We start from the raw sequence: 16,646 nt of genomic DNA on the forward strand, positions 1-16,646 counted from the left end.
TCAGCGCTCCTCCAGCGGTTCGTCGGCCGCCGACAGCGGGCGTGCCGGGGTGTGGCTGCCGTGGTCCAGCGATGGCCCATCATCGTGCGGACGCGGTCCGTGGCGCAGGATCTTCACCAGGTACCAGATGCCCCAGCCGAACACGAAGGCATAGCCGACCAAGTAGACACCCAGCGACAGCGCGGTCATCCACGCGCTCTGCGGGCCGACCGCATCAGCAGTGCGCAGCACGCCATACACCACCCACGGCTGGCGGCCCATCTCGGTGACGAACCACCCGGACAGCAGCGCGATGAAGCCGCTGGGCAGCATCCAGTTCCAGCCGCGCAGCAGCCACGGCGAATCGAGCAGCTTCTTCCGCCACAGCTGGAACGCCGACACCCAGGCCAGCAGCAGCATCAGCGTGCCCAGCCCGACCATGATCCGGAAGGCGAAGAACACCGGCGTCACCGGCGGCCGCTCGCTGGAGGGTACCGAGGTCAGCGGGTCGAAGGTACCGTCCAGGCTGTGGGTGAGGATCACGCTGCCCAGCTTCGGAATGGCAACTTCGAAATCATTCCGCTCTTCCTTCTCGTTCGGCAGCGCGAACACCACCAGCGGTACGCCCTCGCCCTCCTTGGTTTCATGCCAGTGCGCTTCCATCGCCGCGATCTTCATCGGCTGGTGCTTGAGCGTGTTCAGGCCATGCATGTCGCCGACGAAAATCTGCACCGGCACGGTCAGTGCCGCGAACGCCACCGCTGCCACCAGCATGCGCCGGCCCGCTTCCACATGCGTGCCCTTGCGCAGGTACCACGCACCGACGCCACCGATCACGAAACAGGTGGTGATGAACGAACCCAGCGCCATGTGCGCCAGGCGATAGGGGAACGAGGGGTTGAACACCACCTGCCACCAGTCCACCGGATGCACCACGCCGTTGACCATCTCGTAGCCGGCCGGCGTATGCAGCCAGCTGTTGGACGACAGGATCCAGAACGTGGAGAACAGCGTGCCCAGCGCCACCATGCAGGTGGACAGGAAATGCAGGCGCGGCGAGACGCGGCCCCAGCCGAACATCATCACGCCGAGGAAGCTGGCTTCCAGGAAGAACGCGGTCAGCACTTCGTAGGTCAGCAACGGGCCGATGACCGTGCCGGCCACCTCGCTCAGCCGTGGCCAGTTGGTTCCGAACTGGAAGGCCATGACGATGCCGCTGACCACGCCCATGCCGAACGACACCGCGAAGATCTTCTGCCAGAAGAAATACAGCTCGCGCCACACGGGCAACTTCGTGCGCAGCCAGCGCCATTCGATGAAGGCCAGCCAGCTGGCCGTGCCAATGGTGAAGGCGGGGAACAGCACATGGAAACTGATGACGAATCCGAACTGGATCCGGGACAACAACAACAACGCGTCCAAGGGACGCCTCCTGCCTGTGACCGGTGGGATACCGGACCACTTTAGGAGGATTTCGTTAAGACGGGATGCGACCGGGTGACGCGCTGCTTCACTTTGTCGCAGGGGTCAACCGTTCTGGTAGCTGCCAACCTTGGTTGGCACACACGCCCAAACGCCGACCCAGGTCGGCATCTACCAACGGCGACTGGAACGGCCCACCGCCCGGAGGGCGCCTCAGTGCCAGAAATACCAGCCCGCTGCAGTCAGCAGCGCGCCAAACAACAGCACCTGCACCAGCACATAGACCACACCACTATCGCGCGACTCAGCGGCAATGCGCTTCTGCAGCGCCTCGCTCACATCCGGCGCGTCTTCCTGCTGCGCCTGCTCACGCAACGCCTGGGCCAGCGCGCGCTCTTCCGCATCGCGGGGGTCGGTGGGTAGGTTCACAGCAGTTCTCCAGCAGAGGCGCGCCGCGTCAGTTCCTGCTTCAGGACCTGGCGCGCGCGGTGCAGGTGGCTCTTGATGGTACCGCGCGCCAGCCCGGTCACCTGCTCGATCTCGGCCAGATCGAAATCCTCCAGGTAGTGCAACCCGACGATCAGCCGCTGCGGCGCACTCAGCCGTTCCAGTGCTGCGCCCAGCTGGCGCCCGGCCTGCAGCACCTCGCTCAGTTCCGCCGGGCCCGGGCCTTCATCACCGATGCCAAGTTCTTCCGGCACCTCCACCGCTACCATCCATTGCGCTTCCAGGCGTCGCCGTCGCAGGTGCTGCAGCGCAGTGGTGTAGGCCACCCGCGAAACCCAGGTACGCAACGAAGATTCAAAGCGGAACCGGTACAGCTGGCGGAACACCGCCAGGAAGGTTTCCTGCAGCAGATCGGCCACCTGGTCGCGGTCGCCGACCATGCGACCGATCACATGCGCGCAGGTGCGCTGATGCGCCTGCACCAGCTGCGCGAACGCCGACTGCGAACCATCAATGATGGCGCGGACCAGAGCGCGGTCGTCATCTGCGTCGGGTATGGGCTCGGCGGGGACGTCGCGGCGACGCCCCCGCAATGCAGCCAATGCTCCATCCAGCAGGCTCATGCGCGGGGCGCCCCCTGTGCCCGTGGCATGCCTGCCTCAGCCCTTGCGCGCGGCGGGGCGGGTGAAGTGCCAGGCCAGCAGCTGGCCGAGGCCGGCACTGCCGACCATCGCGGCGGCGGCGCCGAAGGTCAGTTCGCGTGCACCGATCGCCTCCAGCAGGCCCATTGCCACGGCCAGGCTGACCAGGCTGATGCCCCAGCGAAGCGCGCCCTGGCGGCGACGCTCCTCTTCCAGTACGGCCAACGAGCGGATGACTTCCTCGGGTACATGGGGCGCCACCAGCTTGCTGCGCGCCCGTGCATCGGCGATGGCATGGATCGCGTAGGCGATGCAGATGAAGAGGGTGATCGGGATCAGTTCCTGCATGGTCGGGCTCCTGTTCGGTGGATGATGCGGGTTCAGGAGAATGGATGCGCGACCACGGCAACCGGTTGCACTAAGTGCCTGCAGCCTCTCCGCTGCCGCCGGGCGTGTCCGCCGGGACCGGGAAATAGGTCTCCACGTGAAAATCCAGCTGCAGGTCCGCCATCAGTCGCAGCAACTGCTGATCCAGCTCGAAACCCGCCCATGCGGTCTTTCCAAAGATGCCGACACGCAGGCCGATGCCGGCGCCTTCCTGCAGCAGTTCCCTGATCACGTCGGCGCGTGCCTGCAGTAGATCGATCAACGCCGGCCAGGCATCCATCAGCCAGCCGTCCTTGCCCCTATCCAGTACGAACACCACGCGGGTCTCCGCATGCCCGCTGATCAGGCTGCCGTCGCGATCCCGGTATCCGGTTCCGACGTCTCGGGAAAACGCCGGTTCCAGATCCAGCCGGGCGGCAATCCCGTCGCCGGCCTCTGTTGGGTGCTGCACGCGCAGCGAGATCCTGTAGTCGTAGCAGTACATATCGGTTCCATCCGAACGGAACGGCCATCATGCCGCACACGCCACCGCGGCGACCCGGACGGTGCCATTTTGCCGATTCCGCTGCCATGACCTGTGGCCCCTGCCCCGGGCCCGGACGGCTGCTACGCTTGCCCGGTTTCCTCTACTGGTGCCGTCCGCCCATGTCCCGAGTGCTGCCCCTGTCCCTCCTGCTGTCGGCCGTGCTGGCCGCACCGGCTGCGCATGCCGCGCCGACGCCGATCACCATCGAACAGGCCATGGCCGACCCGGACTGGATCGGTCCGCCGGTCGAGAAGGCCTGGTGGTCGTGGAACAGCCAGCAGGTGGAGTACCAGCTCAAGCGCAACGGCAGCCCGGTGCGCGATACCTTCCGCCAGCCGGTGGCCGGTGGCGTGGCCGCGCAGGTGGCCGATGACCAGCGCGGCACCCTGGACGTGGCCGAGCCGGTCTACGACCGCAGCCGCAGCCGCAGCGCCTTCGTCCGCAACGGCGATGTGTTCGTGCGCGACCTGCGCAGCGGCGCGCTGACCCAGCTCACCCGCAGCAACGAGCGCGCGGGCAACGTGAACTTCGCCGCCGACAATGGCGTGATCTGGCGCGTCGGCCAGAACTGGTTCCACTGGACCGCCGCCAGCGGCGTGCAGCAGGTGGCCAGCCTGAAGGCCGAAAAGGACCCGCGTACGCCGCCGAAGGCCGACGTGCTGCGCGACCAGCAGCTGCGCACGCTGGAAACCCTTCGCCGCGACCGTGACCAGCGCGAAGCACTGAAGGACCAGGACCAGCGCTGGCGCCAGGCCGACCCGACCCGCGCGCCGGGCCCGGTGTACCTGGGCGCCGACGTGGAGATCGCCGACAGCGTGCTGTCGCCTGACCTGACCCACCTGATCGTCGTGACCAAGCCGAAGGACTTCGATGACGGCCGTGGCGGCAAGATGCCGCTGTACGTAACCGAGTCGGGCTACGAGGAAACCGAGGACACCCGCACCCGCGTCGGCCGTAACGGCTTCGAGCCGCACACGCTGTGGTACGTGGACGTGCGCACCGGCAAGGCCGAGAAAGTCTCGCTGGCCGGCCTGCCGGGCATCAGCACCGATCCGCTGGCCGAGCTGCGCCGCAAGGCCGGCAAGGACGCGCTGAAGGGCGAGCGCAGCCTGCAGGTGATGAGCGACTTCATGGGCGGTGGCATCCGCTGGAGCCCCGATGGCCAGCAGGCCGCGGTGATGCTGCGTGCCAACGACAACAAGGACCGCTGGATCATCAGTGTCAACGCCGCCGACGGCCGCGTGCAGAACCGCCATCGCCTGACCGACAATGCCTGGATCAACTGGGGCTTCAATGATTTCGGCTGGATGGCCGATGGCCGCACGCTGTGGCTGCTGTCGGAGGAATCAGGCTTCTCGCACCTGTACACCCAGGCCGGCACGGCCAAGCCGCAGGCGCTGACCAGCGGCAAGTGGGAAACCTCGGCGCCGGTGCTGTCGGCCGACGGCAAGGGTTTCTACTTCCTGTGCAACCAGCAGGCGCCGCATGACTACGAAGTCTGCGCGGTCGACACCGGCAGCCGCCAGGTGCGCGAGCTGACCAGCCTCAACGGCGTGGAAGACTTCTCGCTGTCCCCAGACGGCCAGCAGCTGCTGGTGCGCTACTCCGGCGCCTACCTGCCGGCGCAGCTGGCCGTGGTACCGAGCACCGGCGCAGGCCAGGCCCGCGTGCTGACCGACACCCGCACTGCCGAGTTCAAGGCGCGCCAGTGGATCCAGCCGAAGCTGGTGGCGGTGCCGTCCAAGCATGGCGCCGGCGTGGTCTGGGCCAAGTACTACGAGCCCGAAAACAAGGAACCGGGGAAGAAGTACCCGATCGTGATGTTCGTGCACGGCGCCGGCTACCTGCAGAACGTGCACCAGCGCTACCCGGCCTACTTCCGCGAGCAGATGTTCCACAACCTGCTGGTGCAGAAGGGCTACATCGTGCTGGACATGGATTACCGCGGCAGCGAGGGCTACGGCCGCGACTGGCGTACGGCGATCTACCGCAACATGGGCCACCCGGAACTGGAAGACTACAAGGACGGCCTGGACTGGCTGGTCGACACCCAGCAGGGTGACCGCGACCATGCCGGCATCTACGGTGGTTCCTACGGCGGCTTCATGACCTTCATGGCCCTGTTCCGCTCGCCGGGCACGTTCAAGGCCGGCGCCGCGCTGCGCCCGGTGGTGGACTGGCACCAGTACAACCACGGCTATACCAGCAACATCCTCAATACCCCGGACATCGATCCGGAGGCGTACCGCGTGTCCTCGCCGATCGAATACGCGCAGAACCTGCAGGACAACCTGCTGATCGCCCACGGCATGATGGATGACAACGTGTTCTTCCAGGACTCGGTGAACCTCACCCAGCGCCTGATCGAACTGCACAAGGACAACTGGTCGATCGCACCGTACCCGCTGGAGCGCCACGGCTATGTGCGCGCCGATTCCTGGCTGGACCAGTACAAGCGCATCCTCAAGCTGTTCGAGCAGAACCTGAAGTGAGCAACGCCGCGGCCACGATCCACATCGTGGCCGCGGTCATCCTGGATGACCGCGGCCGGGCGCTGGTGGTGCGCAAGCACGGCGCCAGCCGCTTCATCCAGCCGGGCGGCAAGCCCGAACCCGGCGAAGCGCCGCTGCAGGCGCTGGCCCGCGAACTGGACGAAGAACTCGGTGTGCAGCTGTGCGCCGAAACCGCCATCGCGCTGGGCACCTTTGAGGATTGGGCGGTGAACGAACCCGGCCATCGCGTGCAGGCACAGGCCTGGTGGGTGCGGGTGGTCGGCACGCCACAGGCATGTGCAGAGATCGCCGAACTGGCCTGGGTGCCGCTGCAGCCGCCGCATGGCCAGCCCTTGGCACCGTTGAGCGAACACCATATCCTGCCGGCCGTCGCCACCCGGGTGACGGCCCGCTGATCGCGCGGGCACCGATTGCAAGGACACCGGATGTCAATGTCGATCCCGCCGATTCCCTCGCTGGTCCAGCCGACCTATCACGCCTGGGTGCGCCCGATCGCACACGCTTCGTTCTGGCTGTCGCTGCTGCTCACGGTGTACTTCGTGATGCAGGGGCTGCTGCTGTGGCCGCTGCACAACCTTCCGATCTGGCATCTGGTTGAGAGGGAAGTACAAGACCAGCACCTGCACAGCCTGACCTGGCTTCTGGCGCATCCGGTGGCCGCGTCGATGATTGCCGCGCTGCTGTGCCTGGCCTCGACGCTGGCCAGCTGGGGCCTGCTGCGCGAGCGCAGCTGGGGCTTGTGGAGCTTTGTGGTGATCCTGCTGCTGAGCGCATTGGCCAACTTTGCGATCGCCGGCTGGTTGGACGTGTTCATGCGTGATGTCATCCCGTTTCTCTCCGACGACGCCGTCCTGCAGCAGGAACTCCATCTGAAACGCTGGTTGATCACGCTGACCGTGGTGGCCATGTCATTTGTGCTCCTCGGCCTGCAGGGCTGGCTGGCCTGGCGCCTGTTGCGGCCGGACATCCGCTCGCGCTTCCACTGAGCACCCCCCTTTCCCGCACGACAAGGACCGTCGCTTGCGCTTGCCGACCCTTCTCCCCGCATTGCTGCTGTTGACTGCGCTGCCTGCCAGCGCCGACGCGCTGCAATGTGGCGAATACCGCAGCGCCGATGGCGGCATGGCGCTGGTATTCACCACTCCCGGCAGCGGCCACCACCACGATGATGGCAGCGAGCCGCAGCCGCTGTGGGTTGATCGCGGTGCGGCACAGACGCGGTTGGTCATGCTCGACGATGGCGTGGCGCAGCGGATCCGGATCAGCGCCGATGGGCAGCGTATCGAGCGCGACGGGGTGGTGCTCTACACCCTGCGCCAGCCCCGCGCCTGCGCCAGCGAGCCCAGCGCGATGGACGGCAGCTGCCGCGCCGCCGGCAGCCACTGCGTTGCACGGCTGCCCACGGCCTCACCCGGCCAGGGCCAGCGTGCGTGCAGCGAAGGCGTTGGCGCGGGCTGCTCGGCGCTGCTGCGCCAGCTTCGCGATGGAACGACTGTAGTCGGCAGCGATGACACCAGCACCGCGCGCTTCGAACGCCCGCCCATCTGCCGCGAACACACGCCCGGCCATGACCCGCAGGCCTGCGAGACGCTGACCGGCGATGCGCTGGCCGCCGCCATGCAGAAGGTCGGTGAACGCCTGCAACAGGAAGACGAAGACCTCCCGGATTCACCGCTTCCGGCCGCTGCACGCGATCGCCTGCAGCAGTTGTGCCTGCAGCAACGTGGCGGCCGCTTCTGCGTCGAAGTAGCCGCACAGCAACTGATCGCGCTGGAGCCCGCATTGGCGGTGCAGGCGCTGCAGGTGGTCTGCGATGCCGGCCGCGCCAGCGGCTGCGAACGCATCGCACCGCTGCGCGGTCCTGGCGCCGACCTGCGCCTCGTCCCGGCCCAGCAGGTGCCCTGCGGCCGCTACCAGGCCGATGGAGGCGTGATCGACAGGCTCGACTTCGGCGATGGCACCCGGGCCCGCCTGCAGAACGGCGCCATCCACCTGCAGCAGAACGGCGAAACCCTTGTGCTGCGCCAGCTCGGCAACGGCGATCTGCTCGGCATGGATGCGCAGACCGCCTACCAGCGTTACCAGCCTGTGCCCGGCACGGCAGAATGTACGCCCCCGCGCGAGGGCCGTGGTTCGCCGTAGCGCCTGGAGTTTCCCGTTCGATCGTCAAGGAGACGACATGCATTCACCCGCACCGCGCCAGCGCTGGCTGGCCTGGGCGTTGCTGCTGGCCGCACCGATGGCCGCCGCACAGTCACCGCAATGCGGCCTGTTCAAGGCCGACGAAGGCAGCAGCACGCTGCGCATCAGCTCACCCAACCGTGGCGAGCAGAAGCACTTCGGCAGTGCACCGTCTCCGGTCGCGTTCCAGCAGATAGACGGGAAGCTGCAACTGGTGAACCTGGAGTACGGCCTGCCCAGCCCGCTGCAGGTACGTGATCGTGGCCGCACGGTCGAGGTGGATGGCACGACCTACATCCTGCTGACCCCCGAACAGTGCGCCGCCGCAGCCAGGCCGGCGGTAGGCAGCTGCCTGGCCAATGCCGTGGCCTGCCTGGACAACCGTCACGAAGCCACTCCGGCCGCGCTGGAAGCAGGGTGCCGGGAAGGCGTGCCCGGCATGTGCCTGCAACTGGCTGATCGCTGGCGTGATGAAGCCAAGCCTAAGGTGAAGGCCGATCCTGTCCAGCAGAAGGCGGCCCTCGACGCCGCCCTGTCCGGCATCAAGCTCCCCGCTGCTTGTGACAACGGGGGCTTCGAACAGGAAACCCCGGCATGTGCCGCCGCGCTCGAGGCCGACCCCGCAGTGCAGGCGCAGCTGGTCAAGGCCGCGATGACGGCAGCCATGACCGAAGCCATGGTGACGATGACGGCGCCGACCGTGCCGGTGATCATTCCGGCTGAGCGGCGGCAACAGTTGTTGCGGCTGTGCCGCGAGGTAGCGCATGGCGGCTTCTGCGAGCGGGTGGCCGAGCTGTCCTGGGACGCGGGAGATCCCCTGCTGGCGGTGCAGGCGCTGGCTGCGGCCTGCACACCGGGCAACGACACCGCCACCTGCGAGCGTCTGCCGTCGTTGCAGGCACTGGGCGCATCATTGCGACCGCAACCGGCAACGGCCCTGCCCTGCGGCAACTACCGGACCGATGGCGGTCTGATGGACACGCTGGACTTCGGTGACAACGGCCTGGTCGGCGTTGGCTGGAACAGCCATCTCCGCGCCCGCGTCGAAGAGGGCGACATCCGCATCCGCCACGACAGGGGCGGCGACTTCGTGCTGCGTCCGCTGCCTGGCGGCCAACTGCTGGGCCTGGATACCTGGACCCGCTTCCAGGTGTTCACCCCCACTGGCGATGGCCCGGGCCGCTGCAGTGCACCGAAGCAGTACACCGTGCTGCCGCTACCCCAGGATTGCCCGCAGGCGCTCGCTGCCGGCGGGGCGGAAGCCTGCTGCGCGCAAGGCAAGCTGCAGGGCTGCAACGTACTCGGCAACCGCCTTGCGCTGTCCGGGCACTGGCTGCAGGCCGCCGAGCACTACACCACGGTCTGCCGCGCCGGCGTCCGCGAGGGCTGCGAGAACCTGGTCACGGCCCAGGGCAACGATGCCGAGGTGGATGCACATGCACTGCTGGACCGGCTGTGCAAGGCCGACCGCAGTGGCCTGCACGTGGCCTGCGACGCGCTCGGCACCCAGAACTGGGAACTGATCGATCTGGGCCGCGCGCTGCAGAAGGCGGCCGATGACGCGGCATCAGACGACACCCCGCCGCCACGCCATTCCAACCGCAAGCGCTGAGCCAGCCAGGGCCTGTCCGCAGCTTCGGGCGGGCCCTGCGGTAAAGTACGCGCCATGAACGAATTCGAGCGCGTGCGCGCCTACCTCACCGACCTGCAGGACCGCATCTGTGCGGCGATCGAGGCCGTCGATGGCCGGGCCCGCTTCCAGGAAGACCTGTGGCAGCGTGCCGAGGGCGGCGGTGGGCGCACCCGCGTGCTGCGCGACGGCGCGGTGTTCGAGCAGGCCGGTATCGGCTTTTCCGATGTGTCCGGCAGCCGCCTGCCGCCGTCGGCCTCGGCCAACCGCCCGGAACTGGCCGGCGCCTCCTGGCGCGCCACCGGCGTGTCGCTGGTGTTCCACCCGCTCAACCCCTACGTGCCGACCACCCATGCCAACGTGCGCTTCTTCCAGGCACAGCGCGACGGTGAAGTGGTGGCCAGCTGGTTCGGCGGCGGCTTCGACCTGACCCCGTTCTATCCGTTCGACGAGGACGTGCAGCATTGGCACGAGGTGGCACGCGACCTGTGTGCTCCGTTCGGCGACGAACGCTATGCCGCGCACAAGCGCTGGTGTGATGAGTACTTCTTCCTGCGCCACCGCAATGAAACGCGCGGCGTCGGCGGGCTGTTCTTCGACGACCTGCACGGCGACTTCGAGCGCGACTTCGCTTATCTGCGTGCGGTCGGCGATGGTTTCCTCGACGCCTACCTGCCGATCGTGCAGCAGCGCAAGGACACCGCGCATGGCGAGCGCGAGCGCGAATTCCAGCTGTACCGCCGCGGCCGCTACGTGGAGTTCAACCTGGTCTACGACCGCGGCACGCTGTTCGGCCTGCAGAGCGGCGGCCGCAGCGAGAGCATCCTGATGAGCCTGCCGCCCCGGGTGCGCTGGGAGTACGGCTTCGCCCCGGAAGCGGGCAGCGCCGAGGCGCGCCTGGCCGACTATCTGGTGCCGCGCGACTGGCTGTGATCTTCCGGCGCCACGCCTGACCCGTGGCGCCCTCTCCTGCCTGTGGTGCGCCCCGCACCGGACAGGCCCTGCTCACTTCCTTCAAGGATGACCCCATGCCCGCTGCTGTTTCCCCCCGCCCTCGCGCTGCGGGCTGGCGCTCCCTGCTGTTGCTTGCATTGGCCTCGGCCAGCCTGCCGGCCGCCGCTCAGTCGATGGCCTGCGGCACCTACAAGGACAGCAGCGGCAACACCACGCTGACCCTGGAGAGCGAAGGCCACGGCTTCCTGTCCGGCCCCTACCAGGCCACCGAGGAGCTGCGCATCGCCCGCCAGGAAGACGTGCTCGGTACCGGCAACCTGTCCACGGGCCAGCTGGAAAACTGGTACTTCTCGGACAACGACCGCACGATCAGCACGCCCTATCGCGAGTTCACCCGTGAGCACGCCGCCGCCTGCAAGACAATGCCGCAGCCCGTCGAGGGCGGTTGCGTGATGAACACCTCCGAGTGCCTGGAGGCGCTGCCAGAGGCCGCACCCGTGAAACTGCACGCCTGGTGCGCCGAGGGCGTGGGCGCAGCCTGCATGCGCCTGCTGGAGACCTACCAGCAGCAGGCCAAGGACGCAGCACCCAGAAAGGAAGAGCCGCCGATTCCCGAGATCTGCAGGGAGGAGCTGCCCTCGTTCGACGCCGAGGGTTGCATGACGGCAGCCAAGGAGATTGCCTCGGAAATGATGGGCAAGGCCCTGCTCGGCCTGCAGCATTCCGTGGATGCGCCTCTGCCACCTGCACAGCTTGATGAACTGATCGACCTTTGCCGCGTGCAACAGGGCGAAACGTTCTGCGCCGACACCGCCGAAACCTTGTGGAGCAGTGGCCGCCTGCAGGAGGCCCGCGATGCGCTGCAGCGATCCTGTGCACAGCGCGCGGATGCCCCGGCCTGCGGTCCGGCCAACGACCTTGCCGTTCTCGCCAGCGCCCCCGCGGCAGCGCTCACGCCGGTGCCGGCCGCCGCACTGCCCTGTGGCAGCTTTGAAGCCGAGCGCAGCGTGCTGTCGCAGCTGCGTTTCCTCGAGGGTGGTGTGGTTGAGGCCGGTGGCCGCGAACAGCCACTGCGGGCCAGCCTGAGCGACGGCCGCATCCTCATCCATCGCGATATCGGCAGCGACTTCGTGCTGCAGCTGCTGCAGAACGGCAACCTGGTCGGTATCGACAGCGGCAATCAATTCGCCTATTACGAGCGCAAACCGGCGGCCGGCAATACCCGCTGCACACCGTGAATGATGCCCTGTAGCGCCGAGCCCATGCTCGGTGCTGCACGATCAGGTGCCCTTCCGCGGAAGGATGGTGATGTGCCCGGTCGTCTCCAGCAGGGCGATCTGCACATCCTCGATCCGCAGGCCACCCTGCTGGCGCAACGCAGCATCGAAATCGGCCCGGCTGATCAGTTCGCGGCGGAGAACACCCTCCAAAAGCCGGCCATCGCGCGCGATTACGGTAGGTTCTCCTTCGATCATCCGCTCCATGCGTCGATTCCGGGTGGTCAGCCAGCCCACCCCATAGTTGAGCAGGATGAGGGTCGCGGCCAGCAGCAGGCCGCCGCCCAGCGAGGTATCGGTGCCCAGCAGCGCGTTCTGCACCGCATTGCCCAGCAGCACGATCAACAGCACGTCGAAGGGCGTGATCTGCCCTAGAGCCCGCTTGCCGCCAAGCCGGACCATGCCCAGCACCACGACATAGACCACCACCGCGCGCAGGATGAACTCCCACCAGGGCATTGCCAGTGCAAACAGATCGGGCATGGTCTTCCCCTGTGGAACGGTAGCCCAGCCTAGCACCAAGGATCTGACCCCATCCCTGGTGCTGCGGCGGCACAAATAAAAAGCCCCGCTGACCAGGGGGAGGTCAACGGGGCCGGGGAACGGGCACTTGGGGAGGAGTCCCCGTTCCGAGATCTGCTCCAGGGGATGGGAGAGATCCACAACAGGCGTTGCGCCTGTCGAGCGTTATAGAAGCACTCCGAACACTAACGGTTCGTGAAGGGGCCCAATTTAATGAACCTCGATCAGGACAACATTCATGATCGAGTCAGAAACCTCTGACGAATGAACGAATTCACGTCGTTTTCGGCCTGAAATGCCCTCAGTGCGCTTCGTCCCAGTTGTTGCCGACGCCGGTATCGACCACCAGCGGCACCCGCAGTTTGGCCGCTTGCGACATGCGCTCCACCACCTGCAAACGCAAGTCTTCAACGAAACTGCTTTCGGTTTCGAACACCAGTTCATCGTGCACCTGCAGGATCATCCGTGCCGGTGCGCCGCTGTCACGCAGCCACTGGTCCACGTCCACCATCGCGCGTTTGATGATGTCGGCAGCGGTGCCCTGCATCGGCGCGTTGATCGCCGCGCGTTCGGCACCGCCGCGCAGGCCCTGGTTACGTGCATGAATGTCGTTCAGGTACAGGCGACGACCAAACAGGGTTTCCACATAGCCCTGGTCGCGGGCCTGCTGGCGCATCCGCTCCATGAAGTCGCGCACGCCGGGGTAGCGGCTGAAGTACAGGGCCACGTAGTCCTGCGCCTGGCCACGGTCGATGCCCAGGTTGCGGGCCAGGCCGAAGGCGCTCATGCCGTACATTAGCCCGAAGTTGATCGCCTTGGCGGCGCGGCGCTCGTTCGGGGTCACGTCCTCCAGCGTGCGCCCGAACACCTCGGCGGCGGTGGCACGGTGCACGTCGGCGCCCTGCTCGAAGGCACGCACCAGGCCCGGGTCCTCGGACAGGTGGGCCATGATCCGCAGTTCGATCTGCGAATAGTCGGCCGCCAGCAGCTGGAAGCCCTCCGGCGCCACGAACGCGCGGCGGATGCGACGGCCGTCCTCGGTGCGGATCGGGATGTTCTGCAGGTTCGGATCCGACGAGGACAGGCGGCCGGTGGCGGCACCGGACTGGTGGTAGCTGGTATGCACGCGGCCGGTGTCCGGGTTGACCATCTCCGGCAGCTTGTCGGTGTAGGTGCTGCGAAGCTTGGCCAGCCCGCGGTACTCCAGGATCACGCGCGGCAGCTCGTGCTGGTCGGCAATCGCCTCCAGCGCCTCTTCATTGGTGCTGGGCTGGCCCTTGGGGGTCTTCACCACCGCCGGCAGCTTCAACTCGTCGAACAGCACCGCCTGCAGCTGCTTGGGCGAATCCAGGTTGAAGCTGCGCCCGGCCAGCTCGGTGGCTTTCTGCTGCGCGGCCAGCATGCGCGAAGACAGGTCCTGGCTCTGCCGGCGCAGTTCGTCGGTGTCGACCCGCACGCCGTTGGCTTCGATGCTGGCCAGCACCGGCACCAGCGGCATCTCGATGCCGCGGTAAACGCTGTCCAGCGCCGGCTCGGCCAGCAGCTGCGGCTGCAGCGCGTGGTGCAGGCGCAGGGTGATGTCGGCGTCCTCGGCGGCGTAGCGGCTGGCCTCGTCGATGCCCACCTGCGAGAACGGAATCTGCTTGGCGCCCTTGCCGGCCACGTCCTCGAACTTGATGGTGCTGTAGCCCAGGTAGCGCAGCGCCAGCGAATCCATGTCGTGGCGGGTGGCGGTGGAATTGAGCACGAAGCTCTCGAGCATGGTGTCGTCGTGGTAGCCCTGCACCTGCACGCCATGGCGGCGCAGCACGTGCAGGTCGTACTTGCCGTGCTGGCCCAGCTTCTTCTTCGCCGGGTCCTGCATCACCGGGCGCAGTGCGTCCAGCACCTGCTGCATCGGCAGCTGGGCCGGCGCACCCGGGTAATCGTGGCCGACCGGAATGTACGCCGCCCTGCCCGGCTCGACGGCCAGGCTGATGCCCACCAGCCGCGCACGCATCGCGTCCAGCGCATCGGTTTCGGTATCGAAGCTGATCAGGTCGGCCTGCTGCAGGCGTTCGACCCAGGCCTGCAGCTGCTCGGCGCTCAGCACGGTCTCGTATTCACCCGGCGCGGACAGTGCCGGATCCAGCGTGCCGGCGGCGGGCGCCTCGACGCTGCCACGCGCGAAGCCCGCCGCAGTGCCGCGCAGGCTCGGGGTCGCCTCGCTGGCGGCCACCGGTGCCGGCACCGGCGCACCCAGCTCCTTCAGCGCCTGGGTGAAGCCGTAGCGCGCATACAGCTCGGTCAGCTCCGGCACATCCTGCTCGCGCAGGGCCAGCGTGGTCGGGCTGGCGTCCAGCTGCACGTCGGTACGGATGGTCACCAGCTCGCGGTTCAGCGGCAGGCGCTCCAGCGCGGCGCGCAGGTTTTCGCCGATCTTGCCCTTCATGGCCGGCGCGGCTGCCATCACGCCGTCCAGGTGCTGGTACTCGGCCAGCCACTTGGCGGCGGTCTTCGGCCCGCACTTCTCGACGCCCGGCACGTTGTCGACCGCGTCGCCCATCAGCGCCAGCAGGTCGATGATCTGGTCGGCGCGCACGCCGAATTTCTCCATCACCGCCGCATCCGAATCCATGCGGCTGCCGGTCATGGTGTTGACCAGCTCGATGCCCGGGCGCACCAGCTGGGCGAAGTCCTTGTCGCCGGTGGAAATGGTCACCTTCAGGTCCTGCGCCAGGCCCTGGAGGGCCAGCGTGCCGATCACATCGTCGGCTTCCACGCCGGGGACGCGCAGGATGCTGATGCCCAGCGCCTCGACGATGCGGCACATCGGCTCGACCTGGCTGCGCAGTTCATCGGGCATCGGCGGGCGGTTGGCCTTGTACTGGTCGTACAGGTCGTCACGGAAGGTCTTGCCGGGCGCATCGACCACGAACGCGACGTAGGCCGGGCGTTCCTTCAGCGTCGAACGCAGCATGTTGACCACGCCGAACAGTGCGCCAGTGGGTTCACCCTGTGCATTGGACAGGGGCGGCAGCGCGTGGAACGCGCGGTACAGGTAACTGGACCCGTCGATCAGGACTAATCTGCTCATGGGCCGATTCTACGCGCCCGTGCCTGCACCGCGACGACACGGCACGCACCTGGCGATGGGGCATAATCAGGGCTCTCTCCAGGCAAAGGCCCCCGCCGATGAAGACCCTGATGCTGGCTTCCCTGCTCCTGCTCGCTGGCTGCGCCAGCATGGGTGGCGCAGGTGCTCCCCCGGTGGACGTCAAGGGCGCCGATGTCTCCAAGCGCACCATGGACAACGGCGATGTCATCGAGGAATACCGTGTGTCCGGCCAGCTGCGCATGGTCAAGGTGACGCCATCGCGCGGTGCTCCGTTCTACATGTACGACAAGAACGGCGACGGCCGTTTCGACAACGACAAGGATGGCGTGTCGCCGGTGTACTGGAAGCTGTACAGCTGGTGAGGTGACCGGGGTTGTGACCGGGGCCGGATCCCTTTCCACAGGAAAGGGCTCTGACTCCCTCGGGGCCATGGGCACGGCCCCCGATCCCCCACAAAAAAACAACGCCGGCGCGCATCCTGCGGCCGGCGTCGGGTCCTCTCCCCGGGAACGCTTGAATCAGCGGGTATGGATCAGCGGATGACCAGCACCGGCAGCGTGCTGCGCGCCAGCACTTCTGCGGTCTGGCTGCCCAGCAGTACACGGGTCACGCCACGGCGGCCGTGCGAGGTCATCACGATCAGGTCGCTGTTGCGCTCGCCGGCGGTCTCGATGATGCCGTCGGCCGCGTAGCGGTCCAGCACGTGTACCGGGTTGGCGGTGATGCCCTGCTCGGCGGCCTTGGCCAGCGCCGGCTGCAGCACCTTCTGCGCCCCTTCCTCGCGGTCGGCCTTGTACTCGGGGCTGTTCATGTAACCCACGCTCCAGCCCATGGCGTCGTACATGCCGACCGCCCACGGCTCGGAAACAGTGACGATATCGACCTCGGCGTTGAGGTCCTTGGCCAGCTCCAAGCCCTTCGCCAGGCCCTTGTCGGCCAGCTCGGACCCGTCGGTGGCAATCAGGATGCGCTTGTACATGGTGGGGCTCCGTGGCGGTCTGCCAGATGGGAACGACACCATTGCACACCGGATGTGGAGGCGGCGCCTTGAGCAGGATCAATCCGGCGCT

16 protein-coding genes are annotated in these 16,646 nt (G+C 67.2%); 8 read left to right on the forward strand and 8 right to left on the reverse strand.

Annotated features, from left to right (window positions below):
- The 5 genes from H4O10_RS05010 to H4O10_RS05030 all read right to left on the reverse strand — a co-directional run bounded on the left by H4O10_RS05010 (position 1) and on the right by H4O10_RS05030 (position 3,360).
- The gene (locus tag H4O10_RS05010) at positions 1–1,401 is read right to left on the reverse strand and encodes a cytochrome ubiquinol oxidase subunit I (protein ID WP_049454933.1); all 1,401 of its coding nucleotides are present in this window, start codon (positions 1,399–1,401) and stop codon (positions 1–3) included.
- A gap of 213 nt (positions 1,402–1,614) precedes the next feature.
- A complete protein-coding gene (locus H4O10_RS05015; protein ID WP_033833824.1) occupies positions 1,615–1,830 on the reverse strand; it encodes a hypothetical protein in 216 nt (71 codons plus the stop codon).
- Positions 1,827–2,471, reverse strand: a complete 645-nt coding sequence (locus H4O10_RS05020) for a sigma-70 family RNA polymerase sigma factor (protein ID WP_033833825.1) — start codon at positions 2,469–2,471, stop codon at positions 1,827–1,829. The genes H4O10_RS05015 and H4O10_RS05020 overlap by 4 nt, the downstream gene beginning before the upstream one ends.
- 36 nt (positions 2,472–2,507) lie before the next feature.
- On the reverse strand, positions 2,508–2,837 hold the full coding sequence (locus H4O10_RS05025) for a hypothetical protein (RefSeq protein WP_010482336.1): 330 nt from the start codon (positions 2,835–2,837) through the stop codon (positions 2,508–2,510).
- A 70-nt stretch (positions 2,838–2,907) separates the two neighbouring features.
- Positions 2,908–3,360, reverse strand: a complete 453-nt coding sequence (locus H4O10_RS05030; protein WP_182680961.1) for a hypothetical protein — start codon at positions 3,358–3,360, stop codon at positions 2,908–2,910.
- A 161-nt stretch (positions 3,361–3,521) separates the two neighbouring features.
- On the opposite strand from H4O10_RS05030, the gene H4O10_RS05035 reads away from it, so the two are divergent.
- The 7 genes from H4O10_RS05035 (at position 3,522) to H4O10_RS05065 (ending at position 11,918) form a co-directional block, all read left to right on the forward strand.
- Positions 3,522–5,894, forward strand: a complete 2,373-nt coding sequence (locus H4O10_RS05035; RefSeq protein WP_033833827.1) for a S9 family peptidase — start codon at positions 3,522–3,524, stop codon at positions 5,892–5,894.
- Positions 5,891–6,310: an NUDIX domain-containing protein gene (locus H4O10_RS05040; protein WP_033833828.1), complete on the forward strand. Its 420-nt coding sequence runs from the start codon at positions 5,891–5,893 to the stop codon at positions 6,308–6,310. Before H4O10_RS05035 ends, H4O10_RS05040 begins: the two co-directional genes overlap by 4 nt.
- 30 nt (positions 6,311–6,340) lie before the next feature.
- The gene (locus tag H4O10_RS05045) at positions 6,341–6,901 is read left to right on the forward strand and encodes a hypothetical protein (protein WP_033833829.1); all 561 of its coding nucleotides are present in this window, start codon (positions 6,341–6,343) and stop codon (positions 6,899–6,901) included.
- Between the two features lie 34 nt (positions 6,902–6,935).
- The gene (locus tag H4O10_RS05050; protein WP_049454931.1) at positions 6,936–8,057 is read left to right on the forward strand and encodes a hypothetical protein; all 1,122 of its coding nucleotides are present in this window, start codon (positions 6,936–6,938) and stop codon (positions 8,055–8,057) included.
- A 37-nt stretch (positions 8,058–8,094) separates the two neighbouring features.
- A complete protein-coding gene (locus H4O10_RS05055; protein WP_049454929.1) occupies positions 8,095–9,708 on the forward strand; it encodes a hypothetical protein in 1,614 nt (537 codons plus the stop codon).
- A gap of 54 nt (positions 9,709–9,762) precedes the next feature.
- Entirely contained in the window at positions 9,763–10,659 is an 897-nt protein-coding gene (gene hemF / locus H4O10_RS05060) for an oxygen-dependent coproporphyrinogen oxidase (RefSeq protein WP_049454926.1), read from the forward strand.
- A gap of 95 nt (positions 10,660–10,754) precedes the next feature.
- Complete coding sequence (locus H4O10_RS05065) at positions 10,755–11,918, forward strand: hypothetical protein (RefSeq protein WP_033833833.1); 1,164 nt, start codon at positions 10,755–10,757, stop codon at positions 11,916–11,918.
- Between the two features lie 42 nt (positions 11,919–11,960).
- Here H4O10_RS05065 and H4O10_RS05070 read toward each other — a convergent pair whose 3' ends face one another.
- Positions 11,961–12,440: a YetF domain-containing protein gene (locus H4O10_RS05070; protein WP_024957711.1), complete on the reverse strand. Its 480-nt coding sequence runs from the start codon at positions 12,438–12,440 to the stop codon at positions 11,961–11,963.
- A 340-nt stretch (positions 12,441–12,780) separates the two neighbouring features.
- A complete protein-coding gene (gene polA, locus H4O10_RS05075) occupies positions 12,781–15,555 on the reverse strand; it encodes a DNA polymerase I (RefSeq protein WP_049454924.1) in 2,775 nt (924 codons plus the stop codon).
- 98 nt (positions 15,556–15,653) lie between these two features.
- On the opposite strand from polA, the gene H4O10_RS05080 reads away from it, so the two are divergent.
- Positions 15,654–15,938, forward strand: coding sequence for a DUF2782 domain-containing protein (locus tag H4O10_RS05080; protein WP_005411628.1), 285 nt, complete (start codon positions 15,654–15,656; stop codon positions 15,936–15,938).
- A gap of 170 nt (positions 15,939–16,108) precedes the next feature.
- On the opposite strand, the gene H4O10_RS05085 is transcribed toward H4O10_RS05080, so the two are convergent.
- The gene (locus H4O10_RS05085) at positions 16,109–16,555 is read right to left on the reverse strand and encodes a universal stress protein (protein ID WP_005411629.1); all 447 of its coding nucleotides are present in this window, start codon (positions 16,553–16,555) and stop codon (positions 16,109–16,111) included.
- Between the last annotated feature and the right edge of the window lie 91 nt (positions 16,556–16,646).

Origin of the sequence: Stenotrophomonas sp. I18B00994 (assembly GCF_014145825.1) — a bacterium.
In the GTDB taxonomy this organism is placed as follows: Bacteria; Pseudomonadota; Gammaproteobacteria; order Xanthomonadales; family Xanthomonadaceae; genus Stenotrophomonas; species Stenotrophomonas maltophilia.

What these genes read in the sequence shown, in the direction of transcription:
- hemF (WP_049454926.1), top strand. Translation starts at nt 9,763, where the DNA reads ATGAACGAATTCGAGCGCGTGCGCGCCTACCTCACCGACCTGCAGGAC.
- H4O10_RS05085 (WP_005411629.1), bottom strand. Translation starts at nt 16,555, where the DNA reads ATGTACAAGCGCATCCTGATTGCCACCGACGGGTCCGAGCTGGCCGAC.
- H4O10_RS05020 (WP_033833825.1), bottom strand. Translation starts at nt 2,471, where the DNA reads ATGAGCCTGCTGGATGGAGCATTGGCTGCATTGCGGGGGCGTCGCCGC.
- H4O10_RS05065 (WP_033833833.1), top strand. Translation starts at nt 10,755, where the DNA reads ATGCCCGCTGCTGTTTCCCCCCGCCCTCGCGCTGCGGGCTGGCGCTCC.
- H4O10_RS05030 (WP_182680961.1), bottom strand. Translation starts at nt 3,360, where the DNA reads ATGTACTGCTACGACTACAGGATCTCGCTGCGCGTGCAGCACCCAACA.
- H4O10_RS05070 (WP_024957711.1), bottom strand. Translation starts at nt 12,440, where the DNA reads ATGCCCGATCTGTTTGCACTGGCAATGCCCTGGTGGGAGTTCATCCTG.
- H4O10_RS05045 (WP_033833829.1), top strand. Translation starts at nt 6,341, where the DNA reads ATGTCAATGTCGATCCCGCCGATTCCCTCGCTGGTCCAGCCGACCTAT.
- polA (WP_049454924.1), bottom strand. Translation starts at nt 15,555, where the DNA reads ATGAGCAGATTAGTCCTGATCGACGGGTCCAGTTACCTGTACCGCGCG.
- H4O10_RS05055 (WP_049454929.1), top strand. Translation starts at nt 8,095, where the DNA reads ATGCATTCACCCGCACCGCGCCAGCGCTGGCTGGCCTGGGCGTTGCTG.
- H4O10_RS05080 (WP_005411628.1), top strand. Translation starts at nt 15,654, where the DNA reads ATGAAGACCCTGATGCTGGCTTCCCTGCTCCTGCTCGCTGGCTGCGCC.
- H4O10_RS05025 (WP_010482336.1), bottom strand. Translation starts at nt 2,837, where the DNA reads ATGCAGGAACTGATCCCGATCACCCTCTTCATCTGCATCGCCTACGCG.
- H4O10_RS05035 (WP_033833827.1), top strand. Translation starts at nt 3,522, where the DNA reads ATGTCCCGAGTGCTGCCCCTGTCCCTCCTGCTGTCGGCCGTGCTGGCC.